Source organism: Bacteroides thetaiotaomicron VPI-5482, from assembly GCF_000011065.1.
Taxonomy (GTDB): domain Bacteria; phylum Bacteroidota; class Bacteroidia; order Bacteroidales; family Bacteroidaceae; genus Bacteroides; species Bacteroides thetaiotaomicron.
The window spans coordinates 5,163,680-5,177,409 of record NC_004663.1; the positions used below are offsets into that span (position 1 = coordinate 5,163,680).

Annotated in this window: 10 protein-coding genes and 1 tRNA gene; 3 read left to right on the forward strand and 8 right to left on the reverse strand. The window is 46.2% G+C overall.

Annotated elements, in window-relative coordinates:
- Window positions 1-9: 9 nt before the first annotated feature.
- From BT_RS20015 to BT_RS24755, 4 genes are all read right to left on the reverse strand, one after another.
- Entirely contained in the window at window positions 10-1,068 is a 1,059-nt protein-coding gene (locus BT_RS20015) for a sensor histidine kinase (protein ID WP_011109044.1), read from the reverse strand.
- 62 nt (window positions 1,069-1,130) lie between these two features.
- On the reverse strand, window positions 1,131-2,060 hold the full coding sequence (locus tag BT_RS20020; protein ID WP_011109045.1) for an efflux RND transporter periplasmic adaptor subunit: 930 nt from the start codon (window positions 2,058-2,060) through the stop codon (window positions 1,131-1,133).
- Window positions 2,061-2,143: 83 nt separating this feature from the next.
- Window positions 2,144-6,469: a CusA/CzcA family heavy metal efflux RND transporter gene (locus tag BT_RS20025; RefSeq protein WP_011109046.1), complete on the reverse strand. Its 4,326-nt coding sequence runs from the start codon at window positions 6,467-6,469 to the stop codon at window positions 2,144-2,146.
- A gap of 876 nt (window positions 6,470-7,345) precedes the next feature.
- Window positions 7,346-7,729, reverse strand: coding sequence for a hypothetical protein (locus BT_RS24755; protein WP_225011805.1), 384 nt, complete (start codon window positions 7,727-7,729; stop codon window positions 7,346-7,348).
- 724 nt (window positions 7,730-8,453) lie between these two features.
- Here BT_RS24755 and BT_RS20035 point away from each other — a divergent pair.
- Window positions 8,454-8,996, forward strand: a complete 543-nt coding sequence (locus tag BT_RS20035; protein ID WP_008764211.1) for a glutathione peroxidase — start codon at window positions 8,454-8,456, stop codon at window positions 8,994-8,996.
- Here BT_RS20035 and BT_RS20040 read toward each other — a convergent pair.
- From BT_RS20040 to BT_RS20050, 3 genes are all read right to left on the reverse strand, one after another.
- Window positions 8,974-9,516: an NUDIX hydrolase gene (locus BT_RS20040; RefSeq protein WP_008760888.1), complete on the reverse strand. Its 543-nt coding sequence runs from the start codon at window positions 9,514-9,516 to the stop codon at window positions 8,974-8,976. The two genes, BT_RS20035 and BT_RS20040, sit on opposite strands and share 23 nt — an antisense overlap.
- 20 nt (window positions 9,517-9,536) lie before the next feature.
- Window positions 9,537-10,757, reverse strand: a complete 1,221-nt coding sequence (locus tag BT_RS20045) for an S-adenosylmethionine:tRNA ribosyltransferase-isomerase (RefSeq protein ID WP_008760889.1) — start codon at window positions 10,755-10,757, stop codon at window positions 9,537-9,539.
- A gap of 58 nt (window positions 10,758-10,815) precedes the next feature.
- Window positions 10,816-10,889, reverse strand: a tRNA-Pro gene (locus tag BT_RS20050).
- A gap of 295 nt (window positions 10,890-11,184) precedes the next feature.
- Between BT_RS20050 and BT_RS20055 the strand changes: the two genes are divergently transcribed.
- Entirely contained in the window at window positions 11,185-12,048 is an 864-nt protein-coding gene (locus BT_RS20055) for a helix-turn-helix domain-containing protein (RefSeq protein ID WP_008760890.1), read from the forward strand.
- A gap of 123 nt (window positions 12,049-12,171) precedes the next feature.
- Here the strand turns inward: BT_RS20055 and aroB are convergent, their stop codons facing one another.
- The gene (gene aroB, locus BT_RS20060; protein WP_011109049.1) at window positions 12,172-13,233 is read right to left on the reverse strand and encodes a 3-dehydroquinate synthase; all 1,062 of its coding nucleotides are present in this window, start codon (window positions 13,231-13,233) and stop codon (window positions 12,172-12,174) included.
- 80 nt (window positions 13,234-13,313) lie between these two features.
- On the opposite strand from aroB, the gene BT_RS20065 reads away from it, so the two are divergent.
- Window positions 13,314-13,718 carry a hypothetical protein gene (locus BT_RS20065; protein WP_008764219.1) on the forward strand — a complete coding sequence of 135 codons (405 nt, stop codon included), beginning with the start codon at window positions 13,314-13,316 and terminating at the stop codon, window positions 13,716-13,718.
- The last annotated feature ends 12 nt before the right edge of the window (window positions 13,719-13,730 follow it).

A 13,730-nucleotide genomic window follows, 5' to 3' on the forward strand; every position in this document is an offset into this window, starting at 1 on the left:
GTTCTTACTTCATTGTACTTCATCAATGAGAGGAATGCAGACGGTGAATTCTTTGTCCTCTGTGATCTGTATGTCCTGTTTGAATAATAGCCGGTAGCGCTTGGCGAGATTGGCAAGTCCGATGCCGGTTCCGGGAGTAGCGGTCCATTTGGGCTGGATGTCGTTGCTGACGGACAGATAACCTTCGCTGTCGGTCGAAATATGGATAGTCAGCGGTTTGCGGTCGCTGATTTCATTGTGTTTCACGGCATTCTCTATCAGTACTTGTACTGCCATCGGAGGAAGACGGTAGTCTTCGAAAGATTTCCCTATCTGTATATCAAATTGCAGATTATTCTCAAAGCGCATTTTCAGCAGGAAGATGTAAGCAGAAGCGAATTCCATCTCTTCCCGCAGGCTGACGCTTTGCGATTCGTTGCTTTGTAGCGTATACCTCAGTACCCGTGAGAGTTCCTGAATATAATCCTGTGCCTTGTCCTGATTTTCGCGCACCAGTGAACGCAGCGTATTCAGTGAGTTGAACAACATGTGCGGATTGAGCTGATTCTTCAATACTTCATACTGGTTGCGGATGTTTTCCGCCTGTAACTGTTCGTTCTCAATCAATACCAGTTGCTGGCGGCGGACAAGGTAGATGATGCAGCAACTGCTGGTGACGAGGCAAGCCATGATGAAGTCGCGCAACGGATGGAGATAGTGGTGCACCATCGCATCGATGGCGGGAATGTCGAATGTCCGGTGCAGGAAGACAAACACTTGTCCCAGCAGATTGCTGAGTATCCATGTCAGGATGAAGGAAAGCAGAATCTTTGCAGCCGTTATTTTAATGGACGCCTGGTTGAAATGGAACAAGCGCGTATTGATGGCAAAAAGTATGAGTAACGAAACGAAGGTAAACAGAATCTCATTTGCCACATCCATAAACTTCATCCCCGGGAAAAGCGAATGGCTTTCGAAACGGTCGAAGAGAGAGACCGATTCCGGAAAATGAATGAGCACAGCCACCATCAGCGAGATGATGACCGTGGACAGGAAATACTTATCTTTATTGATAGCTTTCAATACCATGTTGCAAAGATAATGGTTAATTACGAATTATGCATGATGAATGGCTGTCGCTGCACGGCAGATTATTGTTTTTGGATATGTGCCGTGACGTACATCCCCGGTCGGAACTGCGGATTCGTCTCCTTGATGGAAGCGTATACTTCGAGTGAGCGGTTCACTTCGTCCACTTTTTGTCCGATGGAGATGACCGTGCCGTTGAACGTTTGTGTACCCATGCCGTTGACACGGAATTGTACGGGACTGCCTGTTTGCATATCTGCAAGGTCTTTTTCGTAGGTAGTCAGGCAGAGCATCGGTGCGCTTTTATCGATCACTTCGCAGAGAGCTTCTCCCGGATTGATGTACTTTCCCATGTTCATAGCTACATTGACCACATATCCGCTGATAGGAGCTTTTACTTCCAGAAGCGGCTGGATGCCATCCCGAAGCAGTGTTTCCGGATTCACGCCCAAAAGCGAAAGTTGTGCGGCGGCAGCATCCTGACGGCTTTTCATCGAAAGATAATCCGCTTTGCTTTGCTGGAACTTCTTCTGCGAAGCCGCTTGTTCGGCAGAGAGATTCTTTTGCCGTTCGTATTCCATACGCAGATATTCTGTTTGTGCGTGGCTGTCCAGATAAGTCTGTTGGAGGGTGATAAACTCCGGATTCTCCAAAGTGGCGATTACAGAGTTCTTGGTAACGTGTTGTCCGGGGAGTAAGGAAGTGTTTTTGATCACTCCGCCGATAGTCAGTGCGACGGTTGCCTGCCGTTGGGGCGGAAGGACGATCCGGCCGTTGAACGAAACCTGATTGGGGCGGGAAGTGGCGGAAGTGATTGCATCCACTTCGGGCTGTGCAGTGGCATCGGCGTCGCTTTGACCATTGTTTTTTCCCATTTCCGGATTCACGCTTTCTGTTGCAGGGTCCGCCACAGACTCTGAATCCGCCGTTTGTTGTTGTCCCTTGCAAGCTATTAAGGCGAGCAGAAGGATGGGGTAAAATATCTTTCTCATACACATTTTTATATTAAGTACTCTTGCAAAATAATCTTCTATATTAACAGGAAAACTGTTCATTAAAACTCTCCACTCTCCACTTATTCAAACAATTCATGTTCCAGAGCGGCAATGTTATACTGATAGACGGTTTCGATATACCCTCGCCGGATGTCCCGTGCCGTCGTGACGGACTGTATGTATTCGGCAACGCCCGTTTCGCTCTGTTGCAGTTGCAGGTTGGCGGCTTTGGTCAGTTCTTCCGCTTCTTTGAGAGCGGAAGTAGTATAATAGCGCAGGCTCTCGTTGTATCGTCGGAGGGAGGCTTCCAGTTCCATCACCTTATTGCGAAGTTCGCGGATGTTGGCATCCGCCTGAATCTGTGCCGAAGCGGCAGCCAGTCTGGCTTGCTTCACCTTGCTTTTCTGGGGCAGGAAGTAAACGGGGAAGGAGACTCCCACCATCCATGCATTCAGACTCTTCAAGGGAAGAATGTCCTGACGGGTATATCCTATGCTGATCTCCGGAAAGAAGTGGCTGCGTTCTACATGAAGCATTGCTTTCGCTTCTTCTGCCTGACTCCGGAAGTATCCGGTATGCGCTTCGGACAGATTACCGTCCGAAAGGGTGGTATAAAAGAGAGACAAGGTCGAATCTGCCGGCACAATCGGGCTGTCGGCATAACAGCACCACTGGAAACGTGCCAGTGCCGTCTTTTCCTCTTCCTGTGCCTGATACCAGCGGTTGTGCAGGTCGGCGGCGGTAGTCGTCATCATGTTCTTTTCGAGCAGGGTGATTTCTCCTTGTTGATAACGTATTTCGCCGATACGTTTCAACTCTTCCGCCATCTTGTCCTGATCACGGTACATGGAGCAGAGGTTGGCGGCATATTGATAGTAAGCCCATGCCCGTTTTACTTCCGCTATCACTTCTTTTTCCACCATCCGGCGATAATAAGTACTTGTCTTTACCTGTCGGCTGACCAGTGCATTCTTGTAAAACGGAGTCAGCAGCGAACCGAGGCTCTGTTCGAAAGCAAGTTCCTTGTCTTGCTTGTTTTCTCCGTTGAGTTGTCCCCATGAGTAATTGAATGAGGTGGGAGCTGCCTCGACAATCTCTCCGCGAGTGGCTTTTGCCTGACGGATGGCGTTGGCGGCTATTTTCAGTCTCGGATGATTTTGTTTGGCTATCTCGATGGCTTGTTCCAGACTGACCGCTTCCGGTTGCTGCGCTGAGGCGAAAGAAGGAATCAGCAGCAACAACGGCAGGATGACGAAGAACGGCAGATGAAACTTGCTTCCGGGACGTCTCCATACAGCAAATGAGTTGACAATCTTGTAGAATACCGGAATGATAAGCAAAGTCAGCACGGTAGAGATAATCAGTCCGCCGATGACGACCGTAGCCAGCGGGCGTTGTACCTCGGAACCGGCGGAAGTGGCGATTGCCATCGGGACAAATCCCAGCGAGGCGACCAGTCCGGTGAGGAATACGGGACGCAGCAGATGCGGGGTGCCCAGAGTGAGGATTCGGTTGGTAGTCATAGCATATTTATTTCGTTTACGAAGTTCGTTGAAATGGTTCACCATCAGGATACCGTTCAGTACAGCCACACCGAACAAGGCGATGAAACCGACTCCTGCCGAGATGCTGAACGGGAGTCCGCGCAGCCAGAGGGCTACGATACCTCCGATAAGTGACAGCGGGACGGTGGAGAATACCATCAATGTATAAGTAATGTTCTTGAAAGCGAAAAACAAGATCAGCAGAATCAGCATCAGTGCTACCGGAATGACGATCATCAGCGTATTGATGGCGTTTTGCAGGTTCTCAAACTGACCGCCGTATTCGAAGTAGTAGCCCGGTTGCAGTTTGATGTTCTTGTCCAGTGTCTTCTGGATGTTGGCTACTACTTGCTGAATGTCCGCGTCGCGTACGTTCACACCAATCACGATGCGGCGTTTGGTAGCGTCGCGGTTGATCTGCAACGGACCGCTGACAAGTTCGATGCTTGCCACCTCGCCGACCGGAATCTGAATGCCTTCGGAAGTACGCACAAAGAGCTTGTCCAGATTTAAGTCTGCCACTTTCTCCTGATCCAGACGTACGACAAGGTCGAACTTCCGTTCGTTTTCGAAAACCACACCGCTGGCTTCTCCGGCATAGGCTGTCCGGATAATCGTGTTGAGTTCTTCGATATTAATGCCGTAACGGGCTATCTTGCCGCGGTTGTATTTGACAACCAGCTGAGGCAATCCCATCGTCTGCTCTACGATGACGTCTGCTGCCCCCGGCACTTTCTCTACATACGTGGCGGCTTCCTTTGCCCTCTGATAAAGTTCGTGCGTGTCTTCGCCGTATAACTTGACTGCAATATCGGCTTTCGCACCTGTCATCAGCTCGTTGAACCGGAGCTGTATCGGCTGCGAGAAGTTAAACTCGGCACGTTCCGAGAGGGGTTCGAGCGCTTCTTTCATCTTCTCTACCATTTCCGCTCGGCTCGTTGCGCTGGTCCATTCCTTGAAAGGTTTCATGATGATCATCACGTCGGCGTCTTCCACTGCCATCGGGTCGGTGGGGACTTCTGCCGTACCGATCTTCGCCACTACGTGCTTGATTTCGGGAAACTGATCCATCAATGTCTTTTCCGCTTCTTCGGAGAGTTTGATACTTTCCGAAAGTGAACTTCCGGCGGGTAAGGTCATCTGCATGGCGAAGTCGCCTTCGTCCAGTGTCGGGATGAACTCGGCACCCAGACGGGTGAAGAGGAAGAGGGACCCGATCAGTGCGGCAAAAGCAATGACGACGGTGCGTGCTTTGTGATGCAGGCACGCATGCAGGCAACGCTGGTAGAGTTTGTTCAGCTGCTCGAAGAATCGGTCGGCAAGTGTCGGCTTCACTACGATGGTATGTTTCAGGAAGAGCGACGCCATCATAGGGACGTATGTCAGCGACAGGATCAAGGCGCCGATGATGCAGAACACCAGGGTTTTGGCCATTGGAGTGAAGTATTTTCCTTCGATTCCGTTCAAAGTCAGTATCGGGAAGAACACGATGAGAATAATCAGTACGGCGAATGTAGCCGAGCGGACTACACCGGAAGCACCTTTTTCCACCTCTTCGTCCATCTCTTTGCGGGTCAGTGTCCGTCCGCGGAACTGCTTGCTGTAGATGTGTGCCAGGATACCTTCCAGTATGACAATGGAACCATCTACCACAATACCGAAGTCGATGGCGCCGAGGCTCATCAGATTGGCGGTTACGTTGAAAAGACGCATCATGATGAATGCGAAAAGCATAGCCAGCGGGATGACCGAAGCTACAATCAGCCCGGCACGGACGTTGCCCAGAAAGATAATAAGTACGAGGAAGACGATGATGGCTCCTTCAATAAGGTTGTTGACGACGGTGGAGATGTTCCGGTTGACCAGTTCCGAACGGTTCAGATACGGTTCGATGCTGATGCCTTCGGGCAATAAGTGCTGTATCTTTTCCACCCGCTTTTCCAGTTCCTGCGTCACTACATTGGCGTTGGCGCCTTTCAGCATCATGGCAATTCCGCCTACGCATTCGCCCTTTCCGTCCATCGTCATCGCACCGAAACGTTTGGGGGCGCCGAAGCGGACAGCGCCTACGTCACTGATGTGTACGGGAATCCCGTTCCGGTTGGCTACCACGATCTGCTCGATGTCTTTGATGCGGGTGATCATCCCTTCCGAACGGATGTAATAGGCATTCTTTGCTTTCTCGATGTAGCTTCCGCCCGTGTTCTGGTTGTTGCTGCTCAGTGCTTCGAACACTTCGCCGATGGTGATGTTCAGTGAAAACAGGGCGTCGGGGTCTACCGCCACTTCGTATTGTTTCAGATAACCTCCGAAACTGTTTATTTCCACGATGCCCGGTATGCCCGATAACTGGCGTTTCACCATCCAGTCCTGAATGGTACGGAGTTCCATAGCGTCATATTTCTCTTCGTATCCCGGAGCTACTTTCAATATGTATTGGTAGATTTCGCCCAGTCCGGTGGTGATCGGCATCATTTCCGGTGTTCCCAGTTCGGGGGAGATTTCGCCGGATACGGTTTGTATCTGCTCGTTGATCAGCTGGCGGGCATCGAGTGTGGGCACGTCTTCCTTGAAGACGACCGTTACCACTGATAGCCCGAAGCGACTGACGGAACGGATATCTTCTACATTCATGATGTTGCTCATCGCTATTTCGATGGGCATGGTGATGAGCTGCTCCACTTTCTGCGGCGCAAGCGTAGGAGATACGGTTACAATCTGCACCTGATTGTTGGTTATGTCCGGCACGGCGTCAATGGGGAGCGTCAGCATGGCATAGATTCCCCCGATAAACAGGAAGAGGGTGGTTAACCCTACGAATAGTTTTTTCCTGATCGAAAAACGTACGATAGCTTTAAACATGATTTTACAGTGTTATTGTTTCATGTTACAAAGTTACGGACTATCCTTATCCGTGATTATCGGGAAAGGATGAAGCGGAAAGATTGACAGGTGAAATGACGAAATCAAGGTCTGAACGTGAAGGGCTGTTGTCTGTCGAATCAAGGAGTTTGAACCTCCTTTGGTTATTCGCCACAACGTTTTATGCAGCGTTTTTATTGTCACTTGTCACTTTTGCGACTTAATACGTTGCAAATTAGAATGGTAAGGGTGATAATAAGAGGTGACAATAGGGTGATAATAGGCGGAACTTAGTTTTCTATTGTCACCGCGAAGAACTGAAGTTGAGAGGTAGAATATGCTGAAAATAAATGAATTAAATGCTGAAGAAGAATGTCTTAGATGACGAAGATAAGTGAATCCGATGTTGAAAAGGAGTCGTTTCAATGTTGAAGGTAAGTGGCTTCGATGTCGATACTCTTAATGGGTGGAACAAATAGTCTATATAGAACTTTTGGTTTCTAGAGTTTGAAACTAGAGTTCCGCCCGCTTGAAACTAAAGTTTCATCAGCTTGAAACTAAGGTTTCCAAGGCATGGAACTGTAGTTTCAGCCGCTTGAAACTATTGGTTCCGGCGTAGGAAACTATCTGAAACACTGCTTGCTAATATAATAATAAAAGAGGATGCCTATGGGGTAATGCGGCATCCTCTTGGGAGACAGTCCTGAAGAACTACTTTCACAAGCGGTTCTTCGGTCTGCGACCTCCATATTTAATCTGGTTAGGATTACGAATTAAAGTCGTGAATATTGTAACTCATATTTGTTAAACCTTAAAGATTGCTGTTTCGGTGATCATTCAATGCTTTTATCTTTGTGCGGAATGATAAAGTTCTCATTATATAGGCAGTTCATTTTCGCTCTTTGTGAGTAGGCGATCCCACCAAGATCGGCACGTCCAGCAGAAGAGTTCCCGTAAAGTCAGTTGTTCTTTGAGCGGAATCAGAATATGTCCGCGTTCATAGGTTCCCAGTATGTGCAGATTCCCGTTATAGCAAAGTATGTAAAGATACTCTTCTTCGCAGATTACACTATGAATATGTTTCATGTATAAAGGGAAAGGGTGGTAAGGGTCGTCAGAAGCAAATTCTACGGAATGGAAATTAAGTTTCCCTAGCATACCGGTAAATACGGATGCTAATTCAATAAACTTCTCGCAATCATTTTGTCTGTGCATCTTCCGGATGACGCGGCGCAATGTTTCTTTGTCTGGTCTGTTCATATCTCTTTGAATATTTATGACCGCTCGCATCCTGTTGTATACTACGTACGTATATAAAAGAAGCCGGGCGCTGAGTTCATATTTATCCGCTAAGAGGTAGTACCAATACCTACTGAACTTAATAAATATGTTCACACGCCCGACCCTAAGTCGCACGTATGAAACAGATTTATTGAAGTTCAGTTTTTTGTTTAAATGAAATTTGGTACTTTTCTTAGCGCAAAAAAACGTTTCAATATGCCGCATTTCTCTTCGGCTTTCAAGGGACAAAGGTACGCGAATTGTTGAGGATTGCAAAGAAAAAGGAATGAAATTTCTTGCTAAGTATGTCATCTGTGTTCAATAAGAGAAGATTATTTTGCAAGAGTACTTAAGTGCATTCTCTGATCTCAGTTGGTTGACTCAATCTTTGGAAGAGAAAAAGTGATGGCAAAATCTTGAATTTGCTTGCTATCACTTTGTCATCACTCTTGCCGTCACTCGATTAATGAAGTGATTAACAGTGAATTAATGATTGAAAAACAGTAAAAGTGACGGATGACGGCAAAAAGTGTATATAAACTATGTAGTAAGATTTAAGTAGGCAACTCGCATATATAACTTGAATTCAACTTTTGTTGAACCATTCGACATCGATACGAAGAAACAAGCAATCTTATGCTGCGGCAGAACATTTCTTTGTATAACCTCGTTTATTATATAACAAACTAAATATATATTCAGTATGAAGTCATTCATCTTAATGGTTATAACAATGGTATGTGCAATCTCTCTGGAAGCGCAGAATAAGTCTTTCTACGACTTCAATGTGACCACGATTGATGGTAAGGAATTTCCGCTTTCTTCTTTGAAAGGAAAGAAAGTGCTGGTAGTAAATGTAGCCTCCAAATGCGGACTGACGCCACAGTATGCCAAACTGCAAGAGCTATATGATAAATATAAGGATAAGAATTTTGTAATCATCGGCTTTCCTGCCAACAACTTTATGGGACAGGAACCGGGAAGCAATGAAGAGATCGCTCAGTTCTGCTCCTTAAAGTATGACGTTACTTTTCCGATGATGGCCAAGATTTCCGTCAAGGGCAAAAACATGTCGCCACTTTACCAATGGCTGACGGAAAAGAAACTGAACGGCAAAGAAGATGCGCCCGTCCAGTGGAATTTTCAGAAGTTTATGATTGACGAGAACGGAAACTGGGTCGGCTTTGTGGCCCCCAAAGAGAGTCCGCTCTCGGAAAAAATCGTTACTTGGATAGAGCAGGAGTAGGAGCAGGGAAAAGAGACGGAATAAGGGATACTTTCTTTAATTCCCCTTCGAAGTTGGGGGTGAAAATACCTTTTCCGAGGTTTTCTTCTATTTCTTCGATGGTCCAGAATCGTCCGCCGTCCAGTTCGTCACTGGGGTGCAGTTCACCGTCGTAAACAGTTTTGTGAACAAAGACAAGTTCTTTCTCACGATCCGATTCGAATACATAGCTGGTTAGCAGTTCGGGAGTAAAGTCCGTGATGCCTAGTTCTTCGCGGACTTCCCGTTTGAGTGCGATTTCTACGCTTTCGCCCAGGTCAATATGTCCGCCAACGGCTGTGTCCCATTTTCCGGGCTGGATGTCTTTCCATTCCGGACGTTTCTGCAGATATAAATCTCCTTTCGAATTGAAAACGTGAAGATGGATGACAGGATGAAGGAGCTTGCTTCCGCTATGGCATTCTCCGCGTGTGGCGGCTCCGGTGATGTTTCCCTGTTCGTCTACGATGGGAAACATTTCTTGATTATTATCGCTTGGCATAGTTGTTTTTACTTTTTGGTTTACGGTATCAGCAGAGAAGAATCTCCATAACTCAGAAAACGGAAATCGTGCGCCAGCGCATAATCATAAATTGTGCGCCAGTTTCCCTTCACGAAGGCGGAAACCAAAAGTAACAGTGTACTTTGCGGCTGGTGAAAGTTGGTCACCATCGCTTTCACTATCTTATACTGATATCCCGGAGCTATGATAATCTGCGTACTGCTGTGAAGGGCTTCCAGCCCGTTCCTGTCGAGGTAACCTAAAATCTTTTGCAGTGCGACTACAGGCGGAATCTGATCATACTTTTCGTATGGCTGCCATTGCTTGACGTGCAGTTCTTCTTCCGTAGCATCGGGATTTTCCGCCAATGTTACTCCGATGTGATACAGGCTTTCGAGCGTACGCACCGAAGTGGTGCCTACAGCAACAGCGCAACCGTCATGATCGATCAGCTTTTTGATCGTAGCCCGATTGACGGAGATATACTCCGTATGCATCTCATGCCCTTCTATCTCTTCGCTTTTCACGGGCTTGAAGGTTCCCGCGCCTACATGAAGTGTCAGTTCTTCCAGATCGATGCCTTTTTCCTGCAATGCTTCCAGTACACGGGGAGTGAAGTGCAGTCCGGCTGTCGGTGCGGCTACCGAGCCTTTTATTTTGGAATAAACGGTCTGATAAGTTTCTTTATCGCTCTCTTCCGTATCCCGGTTCAGATATGGGGGAATCGGCAGTTCTCCGAACACTTCGAGGATATCGGCAAAGGTTACTTCCGGATTGTCCCAGGAGAAATCAATCCAGTGGCTGGTGCCCCTGCATTCTCCACGGGTAGCGGTCAGAGTGATCGGGAAACCTTTTACCGTCATCTCCCGTTTCAGTGCTCCGTCTTTCCATTTCTTCAGGTTACCGATCATGCAGAGCCAGGCAGCGTGTTCCGTCTGCTGGAAGTTCAATACATAATCGTTGGGCTGAATCGGTTCCAGACAGAAGACCTCGATCAGCGCCCCCGTTTCTTTGCGGAAGTGGAGGCGTGCCTGAATCACCTTCGTGTTGTTGAATACCATCAGGCTTCCTTTCGGGAGATAGTCCGGCAAGGATGTGAAGACATCTTCGCTTACTTCACCGTGGCGATATACCAACAGTTTTGACTGGTCTCGTACTGCTAAAGGAAATTTGGCGATTCGTTCATCCGGTAGTGGATAGTTGTATTCGCTGATGTGAATATGTTTCGGGTCTTCTTTCATTCTCGTTTCAATAAAAAAAGCATCAATAACCCATCGATTATCAATGCTTTGTCGGTAGTCGGGATGACAAGATTCGAACTTGCGACCACACGCCCCCCAGACGCGTACTCTACCGGGCTGAGCTACATCCCGAATTGCGGTTGCAAAAGTAGTGCTTTATTTTTAAATAGCAAATAAATAGCCTGTTTTTTTCCATTAGCTGATTTTAGGATAAGTTTCCGTTTGCGGAATAAAAAGTCCTTTAGTCCATAATAATTCTAAATAATATAGGTGGTTGCAAACTAACATAACAGGGTTTTGTTTATGAAATTAAGTGAATAGATAGTGCGTAACTTCTTTAAAATGAAACCATATCGGCATACGAGACATGAGAGTAGTTTAGGATAGTATATTTTTGTATTTAGTTTTATTTAATGAGGGGGTAAATGTGTATAATAAAAATAGAGAAACGTTAGAAGCTTATGTCTTAGGTGATGATTTTAAGTATTTTCAGAATTTGAAGTATCTTCCCCTAAGCGTTTATCCTTCTAATATTCAGTCTGCTTTGGTCGTGTATTGCTTCAGCGGAAAGGCCAAGCTTAATGTATATGATGATTCGCATTGGATACAGCCGCAGGAATTGATTATTCTGTTGCCGGGACAATTCGTTTCGTTCACCGAGGCCAGTGATGATTTTCTGACTACTACGTTGGTGGTGTCGCCTACAATGTTCAGCGATGCGCTGAGCGGTGTGCCTCGCTTTTCACCGCATTTCTTTTTCTATATGAGGACCCATTATTGGTATCCTCAGACCGAAAATGATACTCGGCGGTTGATGAATTTCTTTGGAATGGTAAAGGATAAAGTGACGTCTAATGATATATACAGGCGTGAGCTGATTATTCATTTATTAAGATACTTATATTTGGAATTGTTTAATGCTTATGAAAAGGAGGCATCTCTGATGACTACCCGAAAAGATACTCGTAAAGAGGAACTGGCTAATAAATTCTTTGGGTTGATAATGAAGCACTTCAAAGAGAATAAGGATGTTGCTTTCTATGCTGATAAGTTGTGTATCACATCCAAATACCTGACGATGGTGATCAAGGAAGTGAGCGGCAAATCTGCCAAAGACTGGATTGTAGAATACATCGTACTCGAAATAAAGGCTTTGCTGAAGAATACGAATATGAATATTCAGGAAATTGCCGTGAAAACAAATTTTGCCAATCAGTCGTCTTTGGGACGTTTCTTCAGGAAACATACCGGAATGTCATTGTCCCAATACCGGATGAGTAACTTAGGATAATATAGAAGATGCCTGTGGGGAATAAAGGCATATGTGGGGAGAGGAGAATGGGAAAGGGAAAGAAGAAATGGGAAACCTTTTAGGGAATCCCATTCTCCTTCATTATTATAATAAGTTTCAAGATCAGACTCCCATACATTCGCGATAGAAGTCAAGCATTTCAAAAATTGTGTCTTTATCAGCTGTCTGGTTGATGCAAATATCTCCGATCTCTTTCAGTAAAGTAAAATTGACCGTTCCTGAGGTATTTTTCTTATCATGTTGCATAAATGCGTAGAGTTGTTCGTACTGCTTACAGTCGAATGCGAATGAACCATAATTCTCTTTGATGAATTGGATGGTCTGTCGCATCTTGTCTTTCGGAAAGCCGACTTTGAGGTGTGACAGGTAAAGCTCGCATACGATTCCCCATGCTACGGCATAGCCATGCAGCACGGGGCGATTCTCAGCCAATGCCAGACTTTCGAAGGCATGTCCTGCTGTATGTCCCAGGTTCAGTGCTTTACGGATGCCATGCTCGAAGGGGTCTTGCTCCACAATGTCTTCCTTCACCTGTACCGATCGTCCCACCATATTTTTGAGATATGCATAATCAATGTTATTGGTATTGAAATCCAGTAATTCGACCCAGTGTGCGGTATTGCTGATTAATCCGTGCTTTAACATTTCAGCATAACCGGAGAAGAAATTCTGTGCATCGAGGCTGCGCAGGAATTCAGTTTCAATCAGCACACTGTCTGCCGGAGCAAACGAGCCTATCTCGTTTTTCAGTCCGTTGAAGTTGATACCTGTCTTACCGCCGACGGATGCGTCGACCATAGCCAACAGTGTAGTGGGTATATTGATATAAGAAATCCCCCGTTTGAAGGTAGCGGCGGCAAAGCCTCCCAAATCTGTTACCATGCCCCCACCAAGGTTGATGAGCAATGAGTGACGTGTAGCCCCTTGCTGACTCAGTGCCATCCATACGGAGGCCAGAGTCTCCAGTGTCTTATGCACATCTTCGGCTCCGATACAGATTTCGACTGCGTCTTTCAGAAACGATACCTCTTTCAATGAGGGCAGACAAAGACGCTGGGTATGTTCGTCTGTGAGGATGAATAACTTGTCATGCGGACACCTTTCAATGGCACGACCGAGGCTTGTTTCCAAGCTTTCGCAGAGAATGACTTCTTGTTTACTCATGATTCTTTTGCTTTTTCTTGGTGCAAATGTATATAAAATATCTTTTTTTACTTACTTTTGTCTCGTTAAAACGTTCAATTATGAAAGCATTGTTTCCTGTATTTTGCCGTCCTTTGGGATATGTGGTGTTGTTAGTAGCTTTGTTTCTTCTTCCGATTTTGCTAATGCAAGGGTTGATAACCGACCATAACCTGCTATTTTATAAGGAATGTACGAAGCTGTTGATGATGGCAGGATGCTTGCTGATCATCTTTGCCCTAAGCAAGAATGAAAGCCGCGAGACGGAACAGATTCGTAATGCGGCAGTCCGGAATGCAGTCTTTCTGACTTTTCTGTTTGTTTTCGGTGGTATGTTGTGGCGTGTTCTGCAAGGAGATGTGATCAATGTAGACACTTCTTCTTTTCTCACCTTTTTAATCTTTAATGTGCTTTGTTTGGAGTTTGGTCTTAAAAAAGCGCTTGTTGATCGATTCTTCAAAAGATAATTTTCTATTAAA